Annotated in this window: 26 protein-coding genes and 1 pseudogene; 19 read left to right on the forward strand and 8 right to left on the reverse strand. The window is 44.2% G+C overall.

Features of this window, described 5'->3' with window-relative positions; translation table 11 throughout:
• The first annotated feature begins 64 nt into the window (after window positions 1-64).
• From AB4167_RS17825 to thiM, 3 genes are read left to right on the forward strand one after another with little or no spacing between them, the layout of a single operon-like run.
• Window positions 65-1,021 carry an ABC transporter substrate-binding protein gene (locus AB4167_RS17825; RefSeq protein WP_372074291.1) on the forward strand — a complete coding sequence of 319 codons (957 nt, stop codon included), beginning with the start codon at window positions 65-67 and terminating at the stop codon, window positions 1,019-1,021.
• A gap of 8 nt (window positions 1,022-1,029) precedes the next feature.
• Complete coding sequence (gene tenA / locus AB4167_RS17830) at window positions 1,030-1,710, forward strand: thiaminase II (RefSeq protein WP_017061912.1); 681 nt, start codon at window positions 1,030-1,032, stop codon at window positions 1,708-1,710.
• 29 nt (window positions 1,711-1,739) lie between these two features.
• A complete protein-coding gene (gene thiM, locus AB4167_RS17835; protein ID WP_136982617.1) occupies window positions 1,740-2,525 on the forward strand; it encodes a hydroxyethylthiazole kinase in 786 nt (261 codons plus the stop codon).
• A 129-nt stretch (window positions 2,526-2,654) separates the two neighbouring features.
• Here the strand turns inward: thiM and AB4167_RS17840 are convergent, their stop codons facing one another.
• On the reverse strand, window positions 2,655-4,598 hold the full coding sequence (locus AB4167_RS17840) for a methyl-accepting chemotaxis protein (protein WP_102428987.1): 1,944 nt from the start codon (window positions 4,596-4,598) through the stop codon (window positions 2,655-2,657).
• A gap of 261 nt (window positions 4,599-4,859) precedes the next feature.
• On the opposite strand from AB4167_RS17840, the gene thiE reads away from it, so the two are divergent.
• Entirely contained in the window at window positions 4,860-5,477 is a 618-nt protein-coding gene (thiE, locus tag AB4167_RS17845) for a thiamine phosphate synthase (protein ID WP_136982616.1), read from the forward strand.
• Window positions 5,478-5,605: 128 nt separating this feature from the next.
• Here the strand turns inward: thiE and AB4167_RS17850 are convergent, their stop codons facing one another.
• Together AB4167_RS17850 and AB4167_RS17855 are read right to left on the reverse strand one after the other, a co-directional pair.
• Window positions 5,606-5,950 (reverse strand): thiamine-phosphate diphosphorylase, encoded by a 345-nt coding sequence (locus tag AB4167_RS17850; RefSeq protein ID WP_065605451.1) that lies wholly within the window; start codon window positions 5,948-5,950, stop codon window positions 5,606-5,608.
• 418 nt (window positions 5,951-6,368) lie between these two features.
• The gene (locus tag AB4167_RS17855) at window positions 6,369-7,271 is read right to left on the reverse strand and encodes a LysR family transcriptional regulator (RefSeq protein WP_102483004.1); all 903 of its coding nucleotides are present in this window, start codon (window positions 7,269-7,271) and stop codon (window positions 6,369-6,371) included.
• Between the two features lie 137 nt (window positions 7,272-7,408).
• On the opposite strand from AB4167_RS17855, the gene AB4167_RS17860 reads away from it, so the two are divergent.
• The 5 genes from AB4167_RS17860 to AB4167_RS17880 all read left to right on the forward strand — a co-directional run bounded on the left by AB4167_RS17860 (window position 7,409) and on the right by AB4167_RS17880 (window position 12,790).
• Window positions 7,409-7,837: a PACE efflux transporter gene (locus tag AB4167_RS17860; protein ID WP_017077482.1), complete on the forward strand. Its 429-nt coding sequence runs from the start codon at window positions 7,409-7,411 to the stop codon at window positions 7,835-7,837.
• Window positions 7,838-8,017: 180 nt separating this feature from the next.
• Window positions 8,018-8,998 (forward strand): helix-turn-helix domain-containing protein, encoded by a 981-nt coding sequence (locus AB4167_RS17865; protein WP_371694162.1) that lies wholly within the window; start codon window positions 8,018-8,020, stop codon window positions 8,996-8,998.
• A 357-nt stretch (window positions 8,999-9,355) separates the two neighbouring features.
• Entirely contained in the window at window positions 9,356-10,735 is a 1,380-nt protein-coding gene (locus AB4167_RS17870) for an amidohydrolase family protein (RefSeq protein WP_017071981.1), read from the forward strand.
• 80 nt (window positions 10,736-10,815) lie between these two features.
• Window positions 10,816-11,475 carry a DUF3299 domain-containing protein gene (locus AB4167_RS17875; RefSeq protein WP_136989419.1) on the forward strand — a complete coding sequence of 220 codons (660 nt, stop codon included), beginning with the start codon at window positions 10,816-10,818 and terminating at the stop codon, window positions 11,473-11,475.
• A 73-nt stretch (window positions 11,476-11,548) separates the two neighbouring features.
• Window positions 11,549-12,790 (forward strand): carbohydrate porin, encoded by a 1,242-nt coding sequence (locus AB4167_RS17880; protein WP_372102958.1) that lies wholly within the window; start codon window positions 11,549-11,551, stop codon window positions 12,788-12,790.
• Window positions 12,791-12,886: 96 nt separating this feature from the next.
• Here the strand turns inward: AB4167_RS17880 and AB4167_RS17885 are convergent.
• Window positions 12,887-13,213: pseudogene (locus AB4167_RS17885) on the reverse strand (hypothetical protein); the annotation flags it as partial.
• Window positions 13,214-13,300: 87 nt separating this feature from the next.
• On the opposite strand from AB4167_RS17885, the gene AB4167_RS17890 reads away from it, so the two are divergent.
• Both AB4167_RS17890 and AB4167_RS17895 read left to right on the forward strand, forming a co-directional pair.
• Window positions 13,301-14,305: a Solitary outer membrane autotransporter beta-barrel domain gene (locus AB4167_RS17890; RefSeq protein ID WP_372136859.1), complete on the forward strand. Its 1,005-nt coding sequence runs from the start codon at window positions 13,301-13,303 to the stop codon at window positions 14,303-14,305.
• Window positions 14,306-14,486: 181 nt separating this feature from the next.
• A complete protein-coding gene (locus AB4167_RS17895; RefSeq protein ID WP_017072268.1) occupies window positions 14,487-15,548 on the forward strand; it encodes a sensor domain-containing diguanylate cyclase in 1,062 nt (353 codons plus the stop codon).
• On the opposite strand, the gene AB4167_RS17900 is transcribed toward AB4167_RS17895, so the two are convergent.
• Window positions 15,526-16,581: a helix-turn-helix domain-containing protein gene (locus AB4167_RS17900; RefSeq protein WP_372102964.1), complete on the reverse strand. Its 1,056-nt coding sequence runs from the start codon at window positions 16,579-16,581 to the stop codon at window positions 15,526-15,528. The genes AB4167_RS17895 and AB4167_RS17900 overlap by 23 nt on opposite strands.
• 159 nt (window positions 16,582-16,740) lie before the next feature.
• Here AB4167_RS17900 and AB4167_RS17905 point away from each other — a divergent pair, with 159 nt between their 5' ends.
• The 4 genes from AB4167_RS17905 to AB4167_RS17920 are packed head-to-tail and all read left to right on the forward strand — an operon-like array spanning window position 16,741 to window position 20,654.
• Window positions 16,741-17,862: an HlyD family secretion protein gene (locus AB4167_RS17905; protein WP_372136860.1), complete on the forward strand. Its 1,122-nt coding sequence runs from the start codon at window positions 16,741-16,743 to the stop codon at window positions 17,860-17,862.
• Window positions 17,852-18,871, forward strand: coding sequence for a DUF2955 domain-containing protein (locus AB4167_RS17910; RefSeq protein WP_372102967.1), 1,020 nt, complete (start codon window positions 17,852-17,854; stop codon window positions 18,869-18,871). The genes AB4167_RS17905 and AB4167_RS17910 overlap by 11 nt, the downstream gene beginning before the upstream one ends.
• 22 nt (window positions 18,872-18,893) lie before the next feature.
• Complete coding sequence (locus AB4167_RS17915) at window positions 18,894-19,994, forward strand: AI-2E family transporter (RefSeq protein WP_017068458.1); 1,101 nt, start codon at window positions 18,894-18,896, stop codon at window positions 19,992-19,994.
• Window positions 19,995-20,654 carry a potassium channel family protein gene (locus AB4167_RS17920; RefSeq protein ID WP_017061900.1) on the forward strand — a complete coding sequence of 220 codons (660 nt, stop codon included), beginning with the start codon at window positions 19,995-19,997 and terminating at the stop codon, window positions 20,652-20,654.
• Between the two features lie 112 nt (window positions 20,655-20,766).
• Here the strand turns inward: AB4167_RS17920 and AB4167_RS17925 are convergent, their stop codons facing one another.
• Together AB4167_RS17925 and AB4167_RS17930 are read right to left on the reverse strand one after the other, a co-directional pair.
• The gene (locus tag AB4167_RS17925; protein WP_017061899.1) at window positions 20,767-21,306 is read right to left on the reverse strand and encodes a DUF3332 domain-containing protein; all 540 of its coding nucleotides are present in this window, start codon (window positions 21,304-21,306) and stop codon (window positions 20,767-20,769) included.
• 225 nt (window positions 21,307-21,531) lie between these two features.
• Window positions 21,532-21,693, reverse strand: a complete 162-nt coding sequence (locus tag AB4167_RS17930; RefSeq protein WP_170962358.1) for a hypothetical protein — start codon at window positions 21,691-21,693, stop codon at window positions 21,532-21,534.
• A 265-nt stretch (window positions 21,694-21,958) separates the two neighbouring features.
• On the opposite strand from AB4167_RS17930, the gene AB4167_RS17935 reads away from it, so the two are divergent.
• The gene (locus AB4167_RS17935) at window positions 21,959-22,552 is read left to right on the forward strand and encodes a hypothetical protein (RefSeq protein ID WP_372136861.1); all 594 of its coding nucleotides are present in this window, start codon (window positions 21,959-21,961) and stop codon (window positions 22,550-22,552) included.
• 230 nt (window positions 22,553-22,782) lie between these two features.
• Here the strand turns inward: AB4167_RS17935 and AB4167_RS17940 are convergent, their stop codons facing one another.
• A complete protein-coding gene (locus AB4167_RS17940; RefSeq protein WP_004731601.1) occupies window positions 22,783-22,992 on the reverse strand; it encodes a hypothetical protein in 210 nt (69 codons plus the stop codon).
• Between the two features lie 928 nt (window positions 22,993-23,920).
• Between AB4167_RS17940 and AB4167_RS17945 the strand changes: the two genes are divergently transcribed.
• From AB4167_RS17945 to AB4167_RS17955, 3 genes are all read left to right on the forward strand, one after another.
• Window positions 23,921-24,853 carry a siderophore ABC transporter substrate-binding protein gene (locus AB4167_RS17945; protein WP_017061897.1) on the forward strand — a complete coding sequence of 311 codons (933 nt, stop codon included), beginning with the start codon at window positions 23,921-23,923 and terminating at the stop codon, window positions 24,851-24,853.
• 100 nt (window positions 24,854-24,953) lie between these two features.
• Window positions 24,954-25,907, forward strand: coding sequence for an ABC transporter permease (locus AB4167_RS17950; RefSeq protein WP_372136862.1), 954 nt, complete (start codon window positions 24,954-24,956; stop codon window positions 25,905-25,907).
• Window positions 25,900-26,850 carry an iron chelate uptake ABC transporter family permease subunit gene (locus AB4167_RS17955; RefSeq protein WP_017068462.1) on the forward strand — a complete coding sequence of 317 codons (951 nt, stop codon included), beginning with the start codon at window positions 25,900-25,902 and terminating at the stop codon, window positions 26,848-26,850. Before AB4167_RS17950 ends, AB4167_RS17955 begins: the two co-directional genes overlap by 8 nt.
• The last annotated feature ends 7 nt before the right edge of the window (window positions 26,851-26,857 follow it).

Genomic DNA, 26,857 nt, shown 5'->3' on the forward strand with positions numbered 1-26,857 from the left:
ACAATAGCTCGTTAAAAATGAGCTCTATAAACACAATAATAATATTCAAAAGGAAAGGTTAACTATGAAAAATACCAAATTGGTAGGTGCAGTGGCACTGCTTGCTTCGTTAGTTTCAGGTCATGCTCTAGCGGACTCTGAACAAAAGAAACTGACATTGATGTTGGATTGGTTTGTAAACCCGAACCACGGCCCGATTGTGATTGCTCAAGAGCGTGGTTACTTTGCTGACCAAGGCTTAGAGGTTGAAATCCAAGAACCAGCAGACCCAAGCACGCCAGCAAAATTGGTCGCGGCAGGTAAGGTCGATTTAGCGGTAACTTACCAACCAAGTTTAACCATGGATGTGGCAGCGGGTCTTCCTTTAGTTCGTGCATCAACCCTTATCGCGACGCCACTGAACACACTAATGGTACTGGATAACGGCAAGAACGATTCGCTAGCGGATCTGAAAGGCAAGAAGATCGGTATTGCGATTGCGGGTAACGAAGAAGCGACTATCGGCACTATGTTAGCGCAAGAAAATGTTGCATTTACAGATGTGCAAACCATCAATGTCGGTTGGGCACTTTCATCTTCATTGGCATCGGGCAAGGTAGACGCAATCTGGGGTGGCTTACGGAACTTCGAAACCAACCAGTTAGCACTTGAAGGTTTTAAAGCGAAAGCATTCTTCCCAGAAGAGCACGGCGTACCCGCTTACGACGAGCTTATCTTTGTTGCGAACGCAAAGAAACACGATGATGAAGCGATCAAAGCGTTCAACAAAGCATTGGAACAAGCAACGACTTACATTGTGAACCACCCCCAAGAGTCATGGAGTGAGTTTGTGGCGTATTCACCAGATACGTTGAATAGCGAGCTTAACCAACGCGCATGGAACGACACGCTGACTCGTTTTGCACTTCGTCCTTCTGCTGTAGATATGAAGCGTTACGACGATTACGCACAGTTCATGTTTGACAAAGGCATTATCAAATCACTACCGAAAGCCGCTGACTACGTACCGACTTTTGACTAAGGAATCTCATGAAATACCAAGACTTAATCCAAGCCTGTCAACAAGATTGGCAAGACTACACCGAGCATGATTTTGTTAAAACGCTGGCAAACGGCACACTCGCTCAGCCGTGTTTTCTGCATTACTTGAAGCAAGATTTTCTGTTTTTAAAGCAGTATGCCCGCGCTTATGCATTGGCAATTTACAAGGCTAAAACCTTGGCTGATATGCGTCGTGCACTGCCAAGTGTTCATGCGTTGCTAGATTCTGAAATCTCTCACCATGTGACTTACTGTGGTCAGTGGGGTTTAACCGAATCGGATTTAGAAAACGAGCCTGAAGATTTCGGCACTGTTGCCTACACGCGCTACGTTCTAGATGCGGGTATGACGGGTGATCTTGTCGACTTATATGCGGCACTGGCTCCGTGTTCAATCGGTTATGCCGTGATTGGTAAAGCGCTGTTAGAAAGCAGTGATACTGTTTTGGAAGGCAACCCATACGCAAGCTGGCTGCAACTGTATGGCAGTGAAGAGTTCCAGTCTGGCGTAGCAACGGGCGCGGAATACTTCAATCAATTGCTTGCTGAAATTGATATCAACAGCGAACGCGGTCAGAACATCGTTCATATCTTCAAAACCGCAACGCGTATGGAAGTGGCTTTTTGGCAGCAAGGGCTGAACGCTCTTGATGATTCAACAGCGGCTTAAAAGCGACTTTCACGAATAAGGATTTACCCATGCTTACTGAACAAATTATTCAATCGCTACGCGCAGTACGAGAGCAAAAACCACTGGTTGTGAACATCACTAACTATGTAGTGATGAACAACACGGCCAACGCGTTATTGGCGATTGGCGCTTCGCCTATTATGGCGCACTCGCAACAAGAACTGGCAGAGATGATGTCTTTCTCTGGTGCTTTGGTGATTAACATCGGCACGCTCGACAGTGTTTGGACGCCAAGAATGTGTTTTGCTGTTGAGCAAGCGAACGCGAACAACAAGGTTGTGGTTCTTGACCCTGTGGGTTGTGGGGCAAGTACGTTGCGTACCGAGACTTCTCGTGAAATTGCACGCTTAGCCGATAAGTTGATCATTCGTGGTAACGCGTCTGAGATTATCGCGTTAGCGGGCGAACAAGCGCAGAGCAAAGGCGTTGATGCACTAGATAGCAGTGATGCTGCATTAGGCGCAGCGCAATGCTTAGTGGCTGAATATGGCGCAAATGTGGTGATTTCTGGTGAGACGGATTACGTTGTCACGAAAGACAGTGTTGTGACGTTAAACAATGGTCATCCAATGATGCCGTATGTGACAGGCATGGGCTGTACTTTAACAGCATTGACGGGCGCATTTGCTGCTATTGGTGATGACAGTGGTTTGGCGGCAGCAGCGGTATTAGGTGTGGTTGGTGAAATCGCAGCTGAAAACTCACGCGGCCCGGGTAGCCTGCAAATGAACTTGCTTGATGAGTTGTACCAGTTAGATGAAGAGACTCTGATTCAACGATTGAAGATTCAGTAGGGTTAACCGAACTCTAAGCCACAAGCCTAACTTAAATCTCTTTAGATAAAGAAAAGCCCCCGACACTTATGTGCTGGGGGCTTTTTATTATTGCTTTGGAACTGTGCCAGCTGTGTATGGACTAGCTGGCTAGGTTCTAAATCGATTTACTTGGCTCTCTAGATGATGAGCAACCTCGGTTAAGTCACTCGCGGCACCAGAAATGCTGCTGACTGACTCTTGGTTACTTTGCGCGATGGTGTTTGCACCTTGCGCGTTCTCACCGAGTGATTTAGTGAGACGATCCTGCTCATCAACTGACACTGCGATTTGGCTGTTGGCTTGGTTCAGGTCTTGGATGTGTTGATTAATCACATGTAAATTCTGAGAAGCTTGCTGCGCCTGCGTTGAAGCGTCTGAAACCGTGCTGTGGCTCTCTTTGATAGACTCTAACGCATCTTTAGCGCCACGTTGTAGTGAGGTGATGAGCTCATCAATCTGGCTAGCAGAGTCTTGGGTACGTTTAGCGAGCGTTCTTACTTCATCGGCTACTACTGCAAATCCGCGACCTTGTTCACCTGCGCGCGCAGCTTCAATAGCCGCATTCAATGCCAACAGGTTGGTCTGCTCAGAAACGCCTTTGATTACTTCAAGAATGGCACCAATGTTCATCGACTCTTTGTGTAGGTCAGTCACTTTCTGGCTGCTGACCTGCATGCTTTCATCGGCGCTGCCAATTTCATGCAGTGTTTTGTCTACTTCTTTGAGTCCCATCGCCACATTCTCGGTTGCTTGGTTAGCAACTTGAGACGCGTGGTTAGCACTTGCAGCAATTTCTGATGTGCTGGAAGCCAATTGATCAACGGCAGAAGAGATATTTATCATCTCGCTATTCAATTGTGTTGCGTTGGTCGAGCTGTTATTGGTCACTTGATTGAGTGACTCCGACATCTCACCAATACGCACGCTAGAACGGTTCACTTGGCCAACAATATCGCGCAGAGATTCAATGGTGATCTCCATATTAGTCAGCAGTTCGCCAATCTCATTTTTGCTCTCAATGTTCACTTCCACATTCAGGTTGCCCTGAGAAAGCTCGTTGGTGATCTGTTTAACTTGTGCGATGCCTTTAGTAATAGAGCGAGTCACCAACACGGCGCTCGTCATGCCAATAACTAAAGCCACACCCGTCAGCAATATGATGATTTGAATCGAGCGCTTTTCGCTGGCTTGCAGTTCTGGTGTTAATGCTTGTTTCTGTTGTTCTAGAATGCTCTGAGCATCAGCTACCGAAATCGCTAAGCTGTCACCAATAGAGGCGAGGGTAGCGGTTCTTTGCGTGTTCTCAATCATCTGTTGATGAACTTGCTCAAAGCCCTTCGCGTACGCTTCCCGTTGGTTAGAGAAATCTTCAATCAATTCACTTTGATAAGGAGATGATTTAAGAGACTCAATATCGCCCTCGATACCTGGCAGAGCATATTCAAAGATGTCTTTACCGGCTTCGTAGGTTTTGAGGTCGTTGTTGTTCGAGTAACTCAGTACAGTGATCTTGGCGGCGAGGAAGTTCTCCATCAACATGCCCGCATATAAGCTCGCGTTTGGATCGTTGTTGTTGTAAGACTCATACAACAAGCTCTGCGCGGCTTTTAGTGCGTTAGTTTCTCGTGTGACCATCTCCACGTTCACTAACTGGTCAATGAGCAGTTGGCTCTGTTTCATTGATCCATAAGCCGCATCAAAAGCTGCAACGCTGTCTTGCACTAATTGCAGGCTCGACAAGCTATCAGTATTGGTGGTGGTTTGGATTAAGTTGTTCAGCAGTTCATCAATCGCAAGTTTGCTCGATTGATAATTCGCTTCGTATTGATCATCCAATGACTCTAAGTAACGTTCAGAAGCTAAACGCATCTGAAGAAAGTGCACTTGAATGTTGCCTGACAATGTCGCCTTGTGGCTGAGTTCACTGTACTGGCTAAAGCCGTTCGACAAGGTTTGAATACCTTTGTAACTCACAAGGCCTGAAATGACGAAAAAGAGCAAGCAGATGGCATAACCCAGCTTGATCTTGAGCGCTATAGAAAGGTGACGCATAACTATCCCTATATTTACCTGATTCCTTCATAGGGGAGTATTTCATAAAACAGCATTCTGGGCATGCTAAAGCGAATAGTTTGTGTAATAAGTAACGCTTTTGTTAGAAAAATCGGGTTTTTCGACATGCTTTCAACGAGTTGCGTATTTGAATTCAACCGCCTAACTTAAGGAATTAAGTGCTAACTTCCATGCATAGGATGTGATTTGTCGGTAAAATGGCAGAAAACCAATTTTAGAAATCGACTTCAAAGGTACGCGATGAACCCTTATAAACTTTATCTGGTGACTGACGACCAACAAGATCTAGAAACGCTTAAATTCGTGGTTGAACAAGCGGTTGCTGGTGGCGTCACTATGGTTCAAGTAAGAGAAAAACATGGGGACGTAAGAGCGTTCATTGAGCGTGCAGAGGCCGTTAAATCGGTTTTAGCTGGAACGGGTGTGCCGCTGATCATTAATGATCGAGTCGATGTGGCATTAGCCGTTGATGCCGATGGTTTGCATCTGGGGCAATCGGATATGCCTGCAGAGTTAGCACGTAAGCTGATTGGTTCAGACAAGATTCTTGGGTTATCAATTGAAACTGAACAGCAGCTACAACAAGCAGATAGTTTGCCGATTGATTACATTGGCCTTAGTGCGCTGTTTGCGACACCGACCAAGACAAACCTCAAGAAACACTGGGGTTACGAAGGTATTCAAATGGCTTTGAAAACAACGAAATTGCCGATTGTGGGTATCGGTGGAATCAACGAGTCGAACATTCCGCAGTTGGTTAACACAGGTATTCATGGATTAGCCTTGGTCTCAGCGATATGTCACGCTGAAAGCCCAAAACAAGCGACGCAGGATCTGCTATCTCTGATGGGAGATTGAAGGGGAGTAGAACTAGAAAACAAATGAGGTTAACCATTTGTTTTCTAGTTAAACAACAGCCTCATAGAAAGGCTAAATTGGCCTATCGCTTGAGCTTTTAAGGCAATTTATTTAATACACAGTTTGGTTTACTGAGCGCATAAAGCAACAGTACCGATGATCATAATAACGATCGCGGCATACCAACCGTATTGTGCGGTCTTATCAGCAACAAACACCTTAATATAGTTGAGCTCTTCATGCGCCATTGCAATGAAGTCTGTGTAGTTAATCGATAACTCACGGCTCGCTTCTTTCAAGTCATGCTGAAGTTTGTTGAAAGCCTCATCGATGAAGCCTTTTGTTTCTGAAACAGACGGAGTAGCAACCAAAGTTAAGCTATTCCAAACTGCCATACGCGATTCATACTCGCTTTCACTGACACAATTAAGTACGCGTAAATCATACTCTCGTTTGTTACGCTCTTTACCCATTTTCTCAGGGCAAATATTTCTTAAAACGTTCACGACAAATTTTCCAAAAGGTTCATTTAGATATAAAAAAGCACTCGAAGAGCGCTCATAAACTGGGTACGAATCAATATTCAAAAGTGATCTATTTGAAACCGGCATAAGCGACTGCAAGACAGAGCGTTTATCTGGGAGATTTGAAGTTGGGTCAGTGGTGTTAAAGAGCGATTTGGGTCTGTCTAAATTCGTTTGAAAAGACACACCCGGTTGGGATCGCAGTGTAGTTAGGTCACTTTTGGACATCAACTAAGGTGTTTTATCCACACGACAAAGATATTTATCGGCACGACAAGCGGAAATGAGGTAGTGCTGGAGAAAACACCACCGTCATTGACTTAGGATTCAGTTGCTAAAATAGGCTGAACTCAAGAATTGGGGGAGATTAGTTGGCTTGCCATTGATTGTTCTCTAATGAGTGGCCTTTTAGTTTTTCAAGTAAACTTGTTAACACTGGGCCATTGATATGGCTGCGAGACACTAAGCAACCCACTGGAGTAATCCAACCACCATGCTCGTGTGCCACTGGCAGTGCTACGAGATCGCCTTTCTGAATCCCTTCCAGCACCATCATTTCAGGCACATTTGCCCACCCTACGTTCTGTTCAACGAGATCGATGATCGTTTTGTGGTTGTTGGCATACCAAAGCATCGAGCTAATACCGTAGGTGAACCACAGTTCGCGCTGCTTTGAACTGCGATGCACACATTGGCGATAACGCTTTAGATCTGAGTCTTGTACTACCGACATTTGGCTGAGTTCGTGAGTGGCGGAGCTAACTGTAAGAAAGCGGGCTTGGCCCAGTAAGAAGAAGTCCATATCCACTTTAAGTTCACCATCCGCATAGATGATGCCAATCTGCGCTTTGCCGCGTCTTACGAGGTCTTCCACATCGAAGGTTGAGGCCGTAATAATATCGAAGTGCGTGATTGGGAACTGATCGGCCAGTGAGCTGATTATCTTAATGAAATTCTTATCTATGATGCTTTCATCAACCGCAATGATCAGTTCGTGCTCATCTTCTTGTGTGAGCGATTCTACTTTTTGGTCGAAGTACTTTTGTTGGTCGAGAATCGACTTAGCGACAGGTAATAACGCTTTACCTGTGTTGGTCAAAACGGGGATGTTTTTCTCTCGGTTAAATAGCTCTTGGTCGATGGCAATTTCTAGGTTGGCGATCGACTGGCTGACTCCAGACTGAGCGCGTTTCAGTTTGCGAGCGGCGGCAGAGAAAGAGCCACTTTCACACACAGTGACGAAGACTTTTAATTGCTCAAAACTGTACATGTTATCTCTCGCTCAATACCAAAGGGGGTACTTATACTTAAGCTATCACTAAACGTGATGGCTGTTAACTTTCTCTTATTGTTTTCGGTGACATAATTTCGGTAAGTCCACCATGTTATAAATTGCTATAGGAATGTATGAGTACGTTAGAGAGAGTTTTCCACTCGGTGTTGTTTGAAGTATTGGCCGTCACACTGTCAATTATAGGTTTAGCGATATTTACTGATCACGATGTGAATGCCTTATCAGGAACCATGATAGTTGTTGCGACTATCGCGATGATTTGGAACTACTGTTTCAACCGCATTTTTGATCGCTACTTCACGGGTGAAAAATCAAAGCGTTCGCTCAAGTTACGTGTTTTTCATGTCGTGCTATTTGAGGCAGGCTTGCTGGTGGCGACGATCCCAGTTATGGCTTACTTACTTGATGTGGGGATTTGGCAGGCATTTTTAATGGATATCGGCGTGACCATTTTTATTACCATTTACGCGTTTGTGTTTAATCTGATTTATGATCATATACGAGCATTCTGGGTACGCAGAGCGGACTTAGCCGTTCAGTAATCTACCAAGTCAGTAAACACGAGTTTGGCTACTAACCGTTTGTTTATTAGTTATTTTGACGGAGACATCCGGTTAGTAGGTCTAGGTAACGCGGCGTTTGTTCTGCTATCTTAAAAAAGGTGATAATTTGAGTTCGTGAACGAATAGATAAGGGAAAGGATGCCAAATACCCCTCAGATAATGACAGTTGTCGATAAGAAAGAAGTCGAATTGTTCGCGGAACTGTTCAAACATATTGATGGTGAAATCTACACCTTACTACGCAGTGCCCAAATCCCTAATGATATTCTCACCAGTAATGACCATTACGATTATCTCCCTGAGACAACGGTTAAGAACGTGGTCAAGATTATGGGGGAATCTGCGTCGAGAGAAGAGTTTTCGCTGTTTATGTGGAGTTTTTGCAAGCAAACCTATGTGCCAAGGTTTGTGGCTAAGCTAAGCCAGCAGGATTCATTGAAAAACGCGCTAGACCAATTTGGTGAGCAATTGAAGCTCGTATCCAATGGTGCGAATGTCTATACCAAGCAATCCGGAGGCAAGTGGTGGTTGGTTCGCGAGAAGCCGTTTACTAACGCACCGTGGTTTAAGTTCGCTGAACTGTTCTCTGTTATTTTCATCAACGAGCTACTTTCAGTATTAACACAAGGTCGTTGGAAGCCGTCTGAGGTCGGAATTCAAAATGGCGATCTCGAATGTTTTCAATCTCTACCACAAATGGGCAGTGCTCAGTTTTATACGCATAGACCGGTCACTGCCTTTGAGATCCCTGAAGACATCATGCTTGCACCGATTGTTTTACCCAAAATTGCTCAAGTATCAGATCTCACTAAGCCTTTACCTAGCTCATTCTTGAGCGCTTTTAAGCTTGTTATTAAACCTTATCTCACGATGGGGAAACTCCCAATTAGCTTAGCTTCTGAGATTCTGAATATTCATATCAGAACAATCCAGCGTCGGTTGGAAAGTGAAGGGGTGGTCTACAAAACCTTGATTGAAGAGATGGTTCTTGAGCAGGTTTTAGAATTGCTTAAGCAGTCAGATCTATCGATCACGCAAGTAGGTGCGAAAATGGGCTATTCCGATTCTTCCCACTTTACCCGAGCCTTTAAACGACAGATGAACATGACGCCAAGACAGTATCGAAAAGAGCACAGCTAACCTCGGTAAGCAGCAGTACAAAGCTACCAGTAAGAGCTTCGGCAATAACAGCTCCGCAGCGAAACTCTAGCCAGTAAGTAAAAACTCCAGCCAGTAAGCAGAAACCGGAGCCTGAACGCATAATTATTTATTGTCACCAAATGGCCATTTATCAACCTTGAACACTGGCAGTATCACTACTAAGTTATTGAATGTTGATGAGTTGTTTTTGCCTCGATTTTTTCCCGGAATTTTGATTAGATTTTTGTGATTATCGCGGCTGACAAAAACACCTTTGAAACCTCATGACACTCATTAGTAGTTACGGAATCGTTATGGGAAGTGGACTCCACTCATAAACGGAATCAAGGTGTATAAATGAAAAATGCAGGCTTAAAACTCTCTGTTGTTGCTCTTTCGTGTTCATTTGCTCTTTCTGCAAATGCTGCATCAACGCTATTTACTAACGTCGATGTATTCAATGGTACTGAAAACAAATTGTACGAAGACCATCATGTATTAGTCGAAGATAATCTTATCAAACAAATCTCTGCAAGCCCGATAGAGGCTGGTGATGCTGTAGTGATTGACGGCGAAGGCAAAACGTTAATGCCGGGTTTAATCGAAGGCCATGGTCACTTGTTGCTGAATGGCGGTAATCTAAGTGACCACGAAAACAACCGTACGATTGAAGAACTGGCTGCTCGAGCAACAGTGAACGCGAACGCCGCGTTTCAATCAGGTTTCACCACGTGGCGTGATGCTGGTGGCTTGAATACTGGCTTACGTAAAACAATCGATTCTGGCATGTTGCCGGGCCCACGACTTTACACATCAGGCGCATTTATTGGCCCGACGGGTTCGCATGCCGATTTCAGTAACCTAACCACGGCTAACCAACACTTCTTTGGTTCATCGACCAGTATGGCTCGAAATAGCGTGAGCTTTAATGCCGATGGTATTACAGAAATCAAAGCCGCTGCTCGTCAAAACTTCAAGCAAGGCAATACTCAAATTAAGATCATGTCTTCGGGTGGTGTGGCTTCAACATTTGACCCTTGGCAGCTGAATGCGATGTCTGCGGAAGAAATTGAAGCTGCCGTGGAAATTGCTGATGCGTATGGCTCTTACGTGATGTCGCACGCCTACAGTAAAAAAGCGATCATGCGTAACTTGGATGCGGGTGTTAAAACAATCGAACACGGTTTCATGTTCGATGGCGATATCGCCGACAAGATGGAAGATAAAGACGCTTACATCACAACTAACATGACCGCGTTTTCACCTTACCTGACGCAGATCGAAGCGATCAACTCGAACCCTGCCTCTAAGCGTAAAGCGGAGTCGGCAACCAAAGCATTCAAAGACTACATCTCGAATGTAAACAAGTACCAACCGAAATGGGGTTTCCACACAGACTGTGTCGGTGACGTGGTTTCTTGTATCAAACAAACCGACCACACGATCTTCCTTGCAGGTAAAGAGTTAGGCAACTTCTTCACTTTGAAAGGGATGACATCGGTAAACGGTGAGATCGTTAAGTTATCTGGCGTGATGGACCCATACCCAGAGGGTAAGTTAGGCGTGATTGAAGCGGGCGCATACGCCGATATCATTATTGTTGAAGGCAACCCACTTGAAGACTTGTCAGTGATTGGGGCAAACGAAAAATGGTTTGATGCAGAGCCGCGCAGCCCTGAAATCGACACCATTAAAGTCATCATGAAAGATGGCAAAGTCTACAAAAACACGCTGTAACTCAGTTCGACAACTCAGTTAAAAATTAAGCTTAATGGGTGACCTATTTGGGTAGGTCACCTCTCTTCAAGGTGTTCCTTATGCAAAAAATGCTTTCTCTTATCCTGTCGGTGGTATCACTGACGACCGTTGCTTTTCCTACTTTTGCTGAAACAGCGATGAATCTTGAGTGGCAAGACCTGAACTCAGAGTCTCACGAAATGAAAGTAGAAATGCCGGATCTCACCGATCAACAAATGCGTCTATTACAAGGTGTGATAGCAATGAGTGCATCAGAGGAGAAGCAAGCTCAACAACAGGCTTTATTATTTAAACAAACGCTAAAAGAGCAGGGCGTGGACGCAGACGAAATGATCGCACTGCGTGATGAATACATGCAAACCATGAAAGCAAACGCCGAAGCTATTACAACAGAGTTTGATGGCAAGAAAGTACGAGTTCCCGGTTTCATCGTTCCACTGGAGTTCTCAGAGGGAATGACTGCAACAGAGTTTCTGTTAGTGCCTGTGGCGGGTGCGTGTATCCACATGCCGCCACCACCTGCAAACCAGATTGTGCGCGTGTCTTTCCCTGAAGGCTTTCAGGTACAGAACGTTCAGTACCCAGTGTGGGTTGAAGGTGACTTTAGCTCGAACAAAGTGACTGAAGAGGTCTTCCTCGTAGATGGCAAAAGTAACCTCACCATGGGTTATGAAATGAAGGCTTCGATGATTGAAGACTATTATGAAAAAGAAAATTAATGGTTGTCATCAAATGACAATTTTCAATGTGAGTAATGAATAAAATAAAACTAACTTAAAAAGCACTGGTGACATGATGAACTCAAGATTCTCTAAAGTAAGTATGGCTATTGTGATGGCGGCTAGCCCAATGAGCGGCGTTGTTTACGGCGCTAACTTTGAAGGCCCAGATTCTGTTGAAAATACAATTGCAGAGCAGAAAGCACAAAAGAAATCTTGGAGGGATTCATTAGCTGAAGATGGTTTTACATTTGGTGCAGATTACTTTGCTTTGGGGCTGACCTCTGGGGATGGGGTTGGCGGCGATAGCGTTGATGCATCGTCGGGTGTGGCACGATTATACGGTTCATGGCATCTATTAGGAAACGGCACACAGAACTCAGGTAGCTTAGTTTGGAAGGTGGAACATAGGCATGCCTATGGTGATACTCCGCCAAAAGACTATTCATTCGGCCCGCTTGGCTATGTCGGTGCAATTGGTCCGGCATACAGCGACCAAGGGTTTCGTGTTACGGACTTAAATTGGAAGCAAAAAATCAATGATGGCAAAGGCACCATTATTGTCGGTTGGCAGGATGTAACGAACTATGCGGATGTTTACGCTCTAGCAAGCCCGTGGTCTGGTTTTACTAACTTGGTATTCTCGACAGGCTCAGGTGCGATGGGCTTACCGGATGACGGTGTATTGGCCCTTTCTGCCGGTCATATGCTAGGCGAAAACTTTTATGTGGTCGGTGGTATCGCTGATGCAAATGGTCAGTCAGATGATATTTTTGATGGCTTTGATAGCGCTTTTGGTAGTGATGCGTCTTACTTTACAACACTTGAATTAGGTTGGACGGCTTCACAAGACCTGATTTATACAGACAACTTCCATGTGACGTTCTGGGATTTTGGTGACGATACTCGCCACAGTAATAGCCTTGCAACTGAAGGTGGCTCAGGTGTCAATTTCTCATGGAGTCAGTTTATCACGCCGCAAGTTATGCCGTTTGTGCGAGGTGGTTTCTCAGAAGGTGATGTTGCCCTTTACGATAAATCAATCTCTGTTGGTATGGGTTACTTTGGATTAGGAAAACCAACCAACAATTTAGGCGTGGCACTTAATTGGGCAGAAGTGAATGGTGATTCTTTTGCAGCTGATGCGAAAGCAATAAGTGGTAATACAGAGCAATGGACGGCTGAAATTTACTACAACATGCAACTCAACGATTTCATCCAAGTCACACCTGATATTCAATACATTAAAGATCCTGCGTTCTCCAATGAAAGTAGCGCTTGGGTGTTTGGTGTTAGAGCGAGAGTCTTTATCTAACTTCTCTGTTTGTTAATCGCTGAAACGTAAAGAATAGATGTAAAAAGTGAGCCTGTTCGGCTCACTTTTTTTGTCTTAGGTCTGTATCAAAAGCGGCTATGCTTTTTCGGCTTTGGGCGTGTCATCGAGTGCGAAGTAGATCTTTGAAACAATAATCTCTGCGACCAAGATCGTGAATACCACAGCGAAGAACGCTACGACACCATTCCAAGGGCCTGTGAAATCTACCTTGTCTCCAAACAAGATATTGATGGCTTCCAGCATTACAAACTTAGAACCGACTAAGATGACGTAACTGGATAAACCACGATAAATCTTAGGCGCAGTGCCGGGTTTAGACTTGAAGTAATCTGCGAGCTTATGTTCTAAGCCAATAGACAGTTTGAGCAGGAGTTGTAGCAGAATCGCAGCTGCAAATGAGAGCAGTATCAACCACACCGTTAACTCTCTGATTGAATTAGTTAAGTTACCAATTACACTTGAAGCATAAGTTTGAATGGAGTCAACTTAATGCTTTCACCCCTATCGCACTATCCCCGTTCTATTATTCTGCTCTTAATGGGCCTCAGTTCTTCCTCGGCCTATGCATCCAATGAATTGATTCAGAACCGCTTAGAGAAGATATTTTCTGTGTCAATTGCGCTGACTGACAGCGATGCCATTTCAATTGGCTTTGTGGATTTTGATCCTAATTCGTTTATCAATTTGAACGACAATGGTTTTGGCTCCGATAAAACCATCGATACTCGAAGCCAAGTGAGTGTGGGCTCCATTCCTTATTCTTCGGTGATTAACACCGATGATCCTGATCTTGACCTTATTTGGTCTGTGCGAGGGTCTTATGCGCTTTCTGAACAGGATATTGAAATCTCACCGGAAGTGACCTCTGACCGTCGTGTGAATCCGAATAAAGACTCAGTATTGGGCCTGTATGGCTTTTTCGGGGTTCAAAACCATTTAACCCAACGTTGGTCTATCGCGTATGGCTTAGGCACTCACTTGCTCTATTACCGCAATAAATATAAATACAACAACAGCTACTCTCAAGCATTTCAGTCTCAGCTAGACGGCTACGCGCTAAATACCTCAGCATGGGCATTGGTAGGTGAGCCGTCGGTCAAACTCAAGTATTTAAAGCAGCAAGAGTGGGGAAGCTGGAATGTCTCTTCTAGAGTGCGTTATTTCTATGGGGCTGGATGGGGTGAAGCGAACGATGGTGATATCGGTAACCCAGAAGGGATGCGATTCATTAATGAACTAGAGTTTAGGCAAAATGTAGCGCTCGATGCTTGGTCGCTGAATAACCCTCAAATCCACTATAACTTAACAAGAATCGATGTCGCGGGTGATTTGACGGCTCCTTTAGATACGCACTATTACTATGAATTTGGGGCAGGATTAGTATTTGATGTGCCTTATGACTCTTACTTTTTTGACAACTTCGGGATTGGAATTAACTTCAATTATGGCAGCTCGTTGAGCGGTGGTAGCTTGTTGTTCTTACTCAATAATTAGTTGTTCCCGATTAATAACTAGCTCTTTCTATTAAACAACTCGTTTCTTCTGATCAATAGTTAGCATAAGCCTATGCGCTTAATGTTCGATATGTAATTTGAATTTGTATGTGTCGTAAAATGGTAAATATCTTAATCAAAACTTAGCCATCATAGTCATTCGCCCATCACTAGAGCAGACTATGAATAAGTTAAGTTTTGACCGAAAAATGCCGCTATACGTGGTGTCTACACTTGCCCTTAATATGGCAGTTAGCTTGTGGTTATTGAGTATGGCTTCTTCGGCAGTCATGGCTTTTTCTGTGTGCGCGTTGTTTTTGCTCAGCACCCTCATTACCGCACGCCTATATCGACATGAAATGGCTCAAAGCAAGAATAGCTTGTCTGAAGCGATCATTGATGGCGTTGCTGGTTTTATGATCCTCGATAGTCAATTGAGGGTCATACAAGTGAATCAACAATTCTCTCGGGTTTCAGGTTATGCCTTTGACCAAGTCGAATCTCGTCCGATTTCTGATCTCTGTTTTATGAATAACAGCAGCCTAATCACGACCATTACTCGCTCACTCAAGGAAAACCAGAGATGGAAAGGTGAGTTGAGTGGCGTCAGTCGACTTGGTGAGCAGTTTACCGTAAACGTTGTGGTGGAAAAGCTAACTGAAATTCTGCCGCACAATAACAAGTACGTGGTGACCTTTACGGATATTAGCCGACGCAAGATATTGGAGCGTCGATTAAGAATGCTGGTGGAAACGGATTCACTGACAGGGTGCTGGAATCGACGCCGCTTTGATAACGACTTAAAACATTATTCTAACCTGGCAGAGCGTTATGGTTACACACATTCCTGTTTGGCGTTGATCGATTTAGATCACTTCAAGGCTATCAATGATAATCACGGTCATGACCAAGGTGATTCAGCGCTGAAAGAGGTCGCTGAACTGTTGAGAAACAACAGCCGAGACACTGATATCGTCGCGCGAGTAGGCGGAGAAGAGTTCGCTATCTTGATGCCTGAAACCAATTTGGCAGAAGCGTTTGAGGCGATGTATCGACTGAAAGAAGTGATTACCAAAGGGACAACATTGAACCTGACCGTGAGCAGTGGTGTGTCTGAAATACAGGCGCAAGCCGAAGCGACCTATCGCAGTGCAGATAAGGCACTTTACCGCGCTAAAGGTAACGGGCGAAATAGAGTGTGTAGCTCTAGCCCAGGCTGTGCTACTCCAATTGCCCTTGGTTAGATGTAGGCCGTGCTTGGTTAATCAATCGAGCGAAGCCTAAGCCCGAGATTGAGCGTTGGTAAATCTTCGGCGTAAGGCCAGACACACGCTTAAATGCACGAGAAAAATGAGAGATGTTGGTGTAACCGAGTTGGCTAGAAATGTAGGTCAGCGTGTGGCCTTCTTCCATCAGCTCGCAAGCTACAGAAAACATCAGGTTCTCTTTGATCTTTCGATAAGTGGTGTTTTCATTCTTGAGTTTGCGTTGGAACGTTCGCACTGAAAAGTTGAGCAGCTCTGCCGCCTCTTCAAGAGAGAGGTCTTGTTCTTTCATGTACGGTTTTAGAAGCTCATAAATACTATCGGTAAAGCTGGTATGCCACTCAATAAGTGTCGGTTTTGTACTGAGGTCTTTAGACGTAAGACGGATTGGGAGTTGTAAGATCTCATCAGGAATCTGCACAGCAGTCGACGAATGATCAACAAACAGTTGGCAGTTACTTGATACCAGTGTTTTGACGACATCGATGTCATGCCCTTGCAAGCGAACTTTAGTCGGTAACCATGGTGATTGCGATAAAATGGTTATTAACTCGATGATATAAATAACAGCGAAAGCTTCGCCCCATTGAAACATAGGGGAGTTGTCTTCCGGGGCTGTCCGGCAAAACCAGTTCTGACCGTGTTCTTGGATAAACTCGACTTTGCTGCCTGGTGAATCATAGGCAAAGATTGAATTGATCTGTTTTAGTGCATCGCCAATGGTTTCGAATTCGGTAAATTGATGCAAGACATTTGGGATGATTCGACGTCGAAATGCGAGTCCAAGAATATCGGTGAACCGAGATACGCCAAGTTGGGCGGATGTCAGATAAATCAAACGTTTAATCGATTCTGATGGCACAAAGTCGCTTTCTGATTCAATGAGATCGGGCGGTAAACCAGAATCTTTGAGCAAAAGGTGGAGGTCGAGACCATAGTCAGAAAAAACCTGAACCAGAATTTTGGCGTAGTTCGTTTGAATTACCGGGACTTGGTAGTGACTAGAGCTCATTGGAATACAATCCTGTATATATTGTCGCACTATTAGACGTGCATATCATTTGCAACGTTTTGTTTACTAAATCTAACCCTATTTACTTGAGTTTTCCATCACCGGGCTTATTTTTAAAGTATTAATTTTGTTGATGTTAGTTATCTAGAAGGGAGTCCCATGTCAGAAGTCAACGGGAATGCGCAAGAAGCCAAGGAAGAAGTTGGCCAGCAAGAAAATGGAAAAGACAAAGTAAGAAAGGTCACCAACTACTTATTGTTGTTCGTAGCGTTCATGTTGATCTTCAGTATCATTTCAGACCGCATCATCCCTATTACTGATAATGCTCGTGTCAAAGGTTATATCGTTCCAATCAAACCTGAGGTGTCGGGTAAAGTGCTCGATATTCTTGTTCAACCTAACCAACTGGTTAATCAAGGCGATAAGCTAGCCATTTTAGATGAGTCTGATTACCAAATAGCCGTACAACAAGCCGAGCAAAATTTAGAGATTGCTGGCCAAAATGTCGGCGCGCAAACCGCGAGCATTGCTTCAGCTCAAGCGAAACTCACTTCAGCCATTGTTGAAAGACAAAATACCAAACTGCAAGCTAAGCGTGTTTTAGAGATGTCCGATAAAGGTGTCGTTTCTAAATCAGATGCAGATAAAGCGCGAGCAGCATTAGCGACCTCTAGTGCGGCGGTTGTGAATGCAGAAGCTGACCTTGACCGTGCTAAGAAACAAATGGGTAAAGAAGGCGAAGAAAATAGCCAAGTGAAAGCGGCGTTGCTGGCACTTGAACAAGCTCAATTGAATCTAGAACGCACCGTGATTACTGCACCGACACAAGGTGGTGTCTCTAACTTTAGCCTGTCTGAAGGTTTCTATGCATCAGCAGGGCAAGCAATCATGACCTTTGTTTCAACCGAAGATATTTGGATTGAAGCTTATTATCGAGAGAACAGCCTAGGTAATGTAACGGTCGGTGATGAAGTTGAAGTGGCGTTAGATTTCGCACCGGGCAAAGTGGTAAAAGGGCGCGTAAGTAGTATCGATTGGGGTGTTGATTGGGGGCAAAATGACCATGCAGGTAAGCTTGCTCAAGCTAGCCAACAAACGGGTTGGTTGCGCCAAACACAGATGCTTCCCATAACCATTGAATTTGATAATGAAGAAGTGACAGGCATGCTCCGAGTGGGTGGCCAAGCGGATGTGATTGTTTATAGCGGCGATAACTTTGTATTCAACGCGATAGGCAAATTGTGGATTCGATTTATAAGCGTATTGTCTTATGTCCGATAAGCCCATTCTCGACCAACAAACACAGCAACGGATCCTGCGATTTACGGTCGGGGTTACGTTGGCTGTATTTTTGGCGGCGTGGATAAACTGGCCGCTTGCGTTTGTGGCGCCAGTGTTCACAGCTAAGTTCTTAATTGATAAACCAAATCTCCATAAAGAAACGGTCTACGAATTGCTCTTGGCCGTTGTGGTGACAATGGGGTTAGGTTTATTACTGTCGCGAGGAATTACCCATTATCCAATCCCATTGCTGATTTTAGTGGGGTTAATGATGCTGTGGGGTTACTACTTGTTTGTCGACCCAAAATGGAACCTGTTTGCCACCATACTGTTGATTGCGGTTTTGATGTTGCCATTCATGGCGATTGATAACCCCGGCGTGTCAGTAATGCTGGCCTCTGGCTTAGCGACCTCTGGTGTGGTTTCAGTCATGCTTTTTGCGTTAGTGCATGTATTTTTCCCTGAGCCAAAATCGGCGTTCTCAGGCTTCGCTGCTGCGCCACTCGAAAAGAAACAGCGTTGGTATGCGGCCTTTAGGGCGATGATTATCTCCTATCCTGTGGTGTGCTTTTTCTTTATTTTTCAAATATCTGAAGCTTTACTGACAATGATGTTCATTGCGTTGTTATCGTTGATGATTACGTCAGAGAAGTCGATAAAGTTGAGCGCTTTTTTGGTGATAAGTAACGGTATCGGGGGATTGCTGGCGATTGCTGCTTTTTCAATTCTTTCTATAGTACCCAACATTGTCTTCTATTCTTTGTTTATAGGACTTATTGCCATACTTATGGCTACCAAGATCTACACGGTTCCCGAAAAAGCACCTATTTTCGCCACTGCATTTAGTACGTTGCTCGTACTGGTTGGTAGCACGTTGATGAGCTCCGGTGACATCGATAGCAACACTCTTATACGCATATTCCAATTAGTGTTAATTGGCATATATATGATTTTGGCTTCTCTATTCCTAGAAACACGGAATTGGAAGTTTCTACAAAATCAGTCTTAATTATGTCTAACAAGGACGTCTCATGAAGTTAACCGATGATTTTTCAAAACAGGCGATAGACGCTGCCATCAAGATCGCAGCGATTGCCATGCTCGTGTATTGGTGTTTTTCGATTTTGCGCCCATTCATTCTTTTGGTGATATGGGGTGCGATCATTGCGACTGCGTTGTATCCAGTGGCGGTCGCAATTTCAAATAAAACCGGGATGTCGAAAGGTAAAGCCAGTGCATTGCTGAGCTTTATTGGTGTGATTCTTCTATTTATTCCTTTGGCGGCGCTTTCTTCTGGTATCTACACCAGCGCGACTGACCTGATGACAGGGCTTCAAGATGGCACATTGTCATTGCCTAAACCGAAAGAGTCCTTACAAGATATTCCATTCATAGGTGAGAAGGTTTATTCAACCTTGGTTGCCGCCTCCAACAATATTGAAGGCACTTTCATAAAGTATGCGGATGAACTTAAACAGTTTGCGACGAAAGCGGCTTCTGTTCTTGGCTCGTTAGGTGGCGGCTTTATTCAGTTCATCATCTCTACCATCATTGCGGGTGCATTCATGAGTAATGCCGATAAATGCAAAACCGGCGTGACTCACTTAGTGGCGCGTTTAACGGGCGGTAAAGGTGAAGAGTTGGTAGAGCTCTCTAAATCGACCGTGCGAAGCGTTGTGCAAGGTGTGATTGGTGTGGCTGTGATTCAATCCATGATGTCGGCAATCGGTTTGGTGATTGCAGGCGTTCCAGCAGCTGCGTTTTGGGCGCTAGCTGTGCTGCTCATTGCGATAATCCAACTTCCACCGATTCTCGCTCTATTACCGGCGATCATCTACATGTTCAGCGTTGAATCGACACTGGCGGCGAGCTTGTTCTTAGTGTGGTGTATTTTGGTGAGCGGCAGTGACGCTATCTTAAAGCCAGTATTGCTGAGCCGTGGCTCTCACATTCCAATGTTGGTAATTCTATTGGGTGCACTGGGCGGAATGGCGATGTCAGGCATCGTCGGTCTGTTTGTCGGTGCTGTGATACTGAGTTTAAGCTATGAGCTGATGATGGCGTGGCTTGGACTTGAAGAGAAAAACCAACAAGAAACTGAGAAAAAACCTGCAGAGGTCGAGGGAAAATAGATGAAGCCAGTCTCTAAAGACGACAACTTCTACTTCTTATTCTATGCACTGTTGGTGTTGTTTCTTGGTTGCGCGGTGATGCAGCAGTTTTATCCGCAAGGCCAGAAAACAATCCTATTTCTTATCATTATTACGTTGGCGAGTTCAATTGCCGGTATTCATAAAGAGCGAGCCTTGTATCGCTCTTGGTATGGGCTGTTATTGATTACGGCGCTCGTGTCTGGCGTGTTTTCATTTTTAGAAGGCTATAACCTGTCGATAGTGACGCTATCGGCGTTGGCTGTGTTCTTGTTTTCACACATTTACTCGGCGTTGAAGCAGGTGATGAAAGCCAAAACGGTGACACCCAATCACATCATCGGCTCCATCTGTATTTACTTGTTGCTAGGGTTTGCTTGGTCGACCATCTACTTGTTAATTTTAGAGATCTTTCCTAATGCCTTTAACGGGTTAGAAGAGCAAGTCTGGCTGACGAACTTGTTTAATGCGATGTACTTTAGCTTTATCACCTTGACTACGGTTGGTTACGGCGACATATCACCAGCTCTGCCTATTGCTCAATTCTTTGTGTTTATGGAATCCATTATCGGCAGCTTTTACTTAGCTATCATGGTGGCGAGTTTGGTGAGCATTCGACTTGCACAGTCTCAGTCCCAATAGAGCATTTACAAATAATAGAGCACATACAAACAAGCCCGGCAATCGCCGGGCTTGTTCTATTTTATGAGCTCAAAAGTCTCTTTAAGTTTGAACTCTGTGTGGGCGATGAACCTTAAGCTTCAGTGCCTTGAATCTTCTCTAATTCAGCGATAGTTGTTTGCGATACAAGCTGACCATCCATGTAATAGGTAACGTTTTGACCGTCTTTGATGCCCGTTAGAGTCGCTGTTTCACCAGATGTATAGACGATGTCCATTTGAATCGTGTTTTCGTCGATCTTAATCATCTCACCCGTTTCAATGGTGCGATTGTTAGAAATTGGGCCGACAGGGGCTTCTTTCAGGCTTGGGTCCAGCTCATCGTTCACTTTGAAGTGCGTGTCTGTTTTTGTATCAAATACGTGTGGTGAACCGCTGATAGGGTTTTTACCTGTCCAGAATTCAAGTGAGTTGAATACCACATAGTCTGCTGCGGTAGTAATACCGTATACAGGCGCTAATAAGAAGTTTACACCTGCACGGGCATAGCGGTTATCGACAACTTCAACGTTAAATTTCATCACTTTCCCTGTTACGGCGTTGCTGCCGATACAACCAGTTAGCGCAGAAGCCAAAACCGTTAGTCCTACAATTTTAAGTGCAATCTTTTTCATTTTAGTACCTGTATAAGTTAGAAGTCTGTTTCGTTGGAACAGGTGTAGTATGGTTTTTATTCGATGGTCAGTTTTACCATTTAGCGCCACTGACGATATAAAATGCACTCGGACTTTTGGCATCAAGCTAGGTATAAAGCTGGGCACAAAAAAAGCGCGACCTAATAGGGCGCGCTTTGGGGTATTTAGATAAGTCGTAATGAAAACAACGACTCCCATATAGAATTACTTCATCACGTAGGTATAAGCCGATACGACAAGCCAGCGGAAAAATCGAAATAAAAGGGTAGTGGCTTTAAAGGCAAACTTGGCAATGGATACCATTGCTTCTGAACCAATGCTCACGCACTTATGCAAATCGGATTCTTTGTATTCTGAATAGGTCATCTGTTTTCTCATTTCTCGCGCTTGTCTTTCATATGTAAGTAACGACTCCTGTCTGGCGATATCCCCTGAGCGCGTAATGTACGAACTTTCGCCGATAGAGATTTACCATTTTATGCCAAGTGGGTTAATAACTAGCCAAAAGAGAAAGGGCTGAGAGAATTTAACGGCATAGCGAGGTGTAACTGATCAAGTTACCGAAAAAACGAGGGTAATAATGGTATGATCGCGGGCTCAGCACCATAAGTGATAAAGAATAGGAAACAGAATGACTCACCTTACCGAACAGCAAGAAGCTGCAATGGCGACGTTTAAAGAAAACTTACACCTTCCAAATGGTGGTTTTCATAAACTGATTATCGAGCTAAGTAAGGAGTATCAGCTGCCTTTCCAAAAGGTGCGTGCGGTTTTAAAGAAAGCTCAAAAAGATGTTGAACGACAAATACGAGAAGATTTTACCAGCGTTGATGACACAGTACTGAGCCAAGCGAATTGGGTAAACATCGTTAAGTCGAAGCTTGTTGACTTAGCGGAAGAAAACCAAACGGTCATGGATAAGCTGCAACAAAACCTGAAGTATCAAAAAGTGTTGTCGGCAACCGAGGGTTCAATCGCAAGCGAAGACGAACGTGACGAGTTGATTGAAGAGTTGATTCAAGCTTATGAGAAAGAGGTGTTCAAACCGTTACTGGCGATGTTGCATACAACGAAGCTGTATTGGAAGTTAATGCTGGTGGATGAGACATGTAAGATGAATGAGGAGAATCGTGAGAAGTTCAGTGATTACCCTCAACACATGCAAGCTGCAGAACACTTATATACTCTTGATCAGAAGTTAAGGTCGATGCCGTTAACTTATTAGTCCATGAATGCACTGATAATGACTCAATGGTGATTTAGAGTTTGATATAAGTTGGTTTCAATAGAAGTACGATAACCTAGCTAGCGTTAGCCGCGTGTGAAATGCAAAAAGGGCTAGGTTTCAGATCTGTTTTACTTCTACTCTATTTTGTTCTGCTAGAGCGAATTGAGGGTGACATCTTTTACATCTTTGGGACTAGATGGTGTTTCTTTTGTAGCCTTTGGGAAATGCTATAGGAGTGTGAAATGTCCTAGGGTGTTTCCGTTGCCTGAAACGATAGTTCCGATGCTTTCTCGTTCATTAAATTCAAAGTCGATGAGATAGCTGTGATGTTGTAGCTTGGGCAATATGTGGCGGTGGAGTATATCGCTATTGAGCTGTCGAATCTCGGTGACCCATGAAATCTCTTCTTTGTGTAAATCTATTTTAATCTTGAGCATTTATTACCTTTTAGTTTATTGACTGTTTTTTCGCGTGATAGTTGATACCAATGGGTTTGTCGTGTTGTTCTGCGTGACATAACTGTGCCTTGTGTTTATTACATTTGTATTTAAGTGCTCGATCTATTCTGACTTCGCTGACAAAAGAGCAAATGACGATAGATCGGTAGTAGGATCGAATTTAAAAGCTATTGAATGACTATCTGGGTGAAAGCTGACGCAGAGATGGTGTAACGAGGGAATCGAGAACTGTCTATGTGGAACTTGGACTTACTTTAGCATTAACAGCTCTATAGATTAGAGCCAGGTGGCGAACTATACGCCTAGTTTTCAAAATTACAACCCTATTTTCAATTAAATTCAAAAATATTTTTGGGTGATTTACCATCGGTTACTGAAGGTTAAATGAGCGAAGGTCAGGGATTTGATCATGATATCTGACTGAGTCTTGGCTTTTCAGCTGTTCGTATTCGTTGTCATTAGTGGGTTTAATTGATCAGCTAATTTGGTGATGATTAAGTCTCTGTTGTATATGATCTTTACATTGTAAATTACAATCCATGATTTTGGGGTTCAGCGTTGTAATTACAGGGTTTTTGGGTGCTTTCCCCATCTGTTTTTTTCTTCAGGTTGATGAGTATTTTCCTCTTCGCGTCTTTTTGATATTTCTGATTCCTAATACCTCTCCTGACTACGCAAAATATGAATACTCACTTTTACGTTTCTGAATAATAAAGTTGTTGTATCGCCAATTTAGTGCAAATATAATTGATAATAGTTCTCACTTGCGTTACAAGTTTGTTGTCAATCCAATGACAGACTTTAAATTATCGTTATTTAGCAGTTGTGTACGCCCCATGCTCGTCTATGAGTAATGTGACTTTCATTGTCATGAGTGGTGGTTTGTATCAATGGCAAAGGAAGAAACATGAAGAAAACAATCAATTCAGTTCGCCAGTTATTGAGCGGGCTTGCCATCGTTCTAGCATCATCATTCATGATGACCGCGCATGCGGAAACCGTCACCATTGAGCATGTGAAAGGCACAGCGCAGTTTACTGAAGTACCACAGCGAGTGGTGGTTCTAGGCCACGGTAGCTTAGACGTGCTCGATAAAATTGGTGTACAGCCAGTTGGCGCGCCTCATAGCTTGCTGCCTGATTACCTAGCTTCGTACAAAGATACGACGGCAAATACAGGCTCTTTAAGCGAACCTGATTTTGAAGCTATCTACATGTTGAAGCCTGACATCATCATCGCGGAAAACCGCATGCTTAAGGTTTACGACAAACTGGCACAAATTGCTCCTACTGTCATGTTTTCTATTGAAGGCGACAAGTACTGGGCTGATGCTCAGCAAAACTGGCGTGTGCTAGGCGACATCTTTGGTAAGCAAGCTGAAGTCGAAGCGATCATTAAAGAGACTCAAGCTTCTATCACAGCGGTAAACGACAAAGTAGCGTCTGACGAAACTTCAGCAATGATGCTAATGAACAACGGCAACAACATTGCGATGTTCAACAAAGGCAGCCGTTTCTCTATCATCTTTGATGACTTTGGTTTCGTGGAATCAAAGAGTGCAACCGTGGCTCCGATTAAAGGAACACACGGCAACCTAATCTCTTTTGAATACATAGCTGATGCAAAACCTGAAGTGCTTTACGTGCTTGACCGCGAAAAAGCGATTGGTAAATCAGAAGGACGCGCACAACAACTGTTTGATAACCCACTGGTTGCGGCAACACCTGCAGCGCAGCACGGCAATATCGTTTACCTTGATTCAAGTGCTTGGTATTTGGCTGGTGGCGGTGTGACAGCGATTCATAGAATGCTTAGTGACATTGAACGTACGATTCAATAGTTACTAACCATCAGATTTTCGGGCTTATAAGAGTGTTCTTATAAGCCCTTTTTCACTTTTTTATACGGGCTACCCGAGACCTATCTTTAGTATTATTCCTATGTTGAAACCCATTGCAGCTGCTGTATTTCTTGTTGTGTTATGCGTTGCGTCATTGATGATTGGAGTCGCTGAAATCAGTTTTAGTGACTTCTTCAATGGCAACCAACACGCCAATTCTATTTATATTGTTAGTCGGATTCCTCGACTACTCGCGATCGTGCTTGCCGGAGCGGGATTGAGTGTTTCTGGCTTGATCATGCAGCAAATCGTACAGAACAAGTTTGCCGCGCCTTCGACGATGGGCACCATTGACTGTGCGATGTTGGGTTACATAGTCGGCATTCTAGTGCTAGGCAATGCTGCGCAATGGAGCTACTTAGGCTTTATCTTCGCGTTTGCAGTGTTTGGCACCATGCTATTGGTTCGCTTCCTACAACACCTCAAGTTTAAGAACGCGATATTGGTGCCTTTGATTGGCATTATGTATGGCAACGTTGTTTCGTCTCTAACAACCTTTATTGCTTATAAGTACGACTTAGTACAAACCATGTCGGCATGGACTATGGCGAACTTTGCGAGCGTGTTGCAGGGCAGCTATGAAATCCTTTATCTCGCGGTGCCTGCTTGTGTATTGGCTTACTATTTCGCGAGCCAGTTCAGTGCGGCGAGCATCGGTGAGAGCTTCGCGAAAAACATCGGTTTGAATTATCAGAAGATCGTCTTCATTGGTGTTGCGTTGGTTGCTATCTGCGCCTCTTCTGTGGTGATGATTGTTGGTGTTATTCCATTCCTTGGCCTTATCGTGCCGAATATCGTGTCGCTGATGATGGGCGATAACATGAAGAAGATTCTGCCTTGGACTGCCTACTGGGGGGTGATCTTGGTGTTGGCTTGTGACCTGCTAGCTCGAATCGTCATCTTCCCTTATGAGATTCCAATCTCGATGGTAATCAGCATCTTTGGTGGCATGATTTTTATTTACCTAATCATGAGAGACAAGTCAAATGCGTGATTCAGTAAAAATTGCGATTCTGGCTATCGCGTCTTTGGGTATGACAGCGCTATTCATCGGGCAGGGGCTGACGTGGGATAACTACGAGTTCTTCTTGTCTCTGCGCCTACCAAAATTGCTGTCGATTGTGTTGGCGGCGGTAGCGATCTCGGCGTCGTCATTGGTTTTCCAAACCATTACTAATAACCGAATTCTAACCCCCTCCATCTTGGGCTTTGACAGCTTGTATATGCTGGTACAAACGGTACTTCTGTTTGTGTTTGGCAGTGCTAGCTTCTGGGTGATTGACTCGATCGCAAACTTTTCGATGTCTGTGACTGTGATGATCTTGTTCTCGTTTGCTCTGTTCCATTTCTACTTTAAGAGCAAGCGAAACAACGTATTCACACTGCTGTTGATAGGCATCGTGTGTGGCAGCGTATTCTCGAGTTTGTCTAACTTCTTGGCGATGTTGATTGACCCGAACGAGTTCGCGGTGCTGCAGAATGTGATGTTCGCAAGTTTCAATAACGTGAAAGGCGAGTTGGTTTACCTCAGCCTTATTCCTTTGGGTTTGAGCTTGCTTGGCCTTTGGTTGTTAGCGCCTAAGCTTGATGTACTTTGGCTTGGTGTTGATAACGCAACAAGCTTGGGTGTGAACACCAAACGACTGACTCAGATTACCTTGGTGATTGTGTCAGTGATGGTCGCGGTATCGACTGCTTTGGTTGGCCCAGTGCTGTTCTTTGGTTTAATCACCGTGAGCTTAGCTCGTCAGATATTCAAATCTTATCAACATCGTGTGCTTATCATCGCAAGCAGTTTGTTAGCGGTCGTTCTATTGGTTTCAGGCCAATGGTTTATCGAAAAAGTAATGGCGTTTGAAACCACAGTGAGTGTGATCATTAACTTGGTCGGTGGTTTGTATTTTATGTTCTTGTTGTTACGCACCAGAATTCAGTAAAGGTAGT

Source organism: Vibrio sp. 10N.286.49.E11 (assembly GCF_041469505.1).
Taxonomy (GTDB): domain Bacteria; phylum Pseudomonadota; class Gammaproteobacteria; order Enterobacterales; family Vibrionaceae; genus Vibrio; species Vibrio crassostreae_C.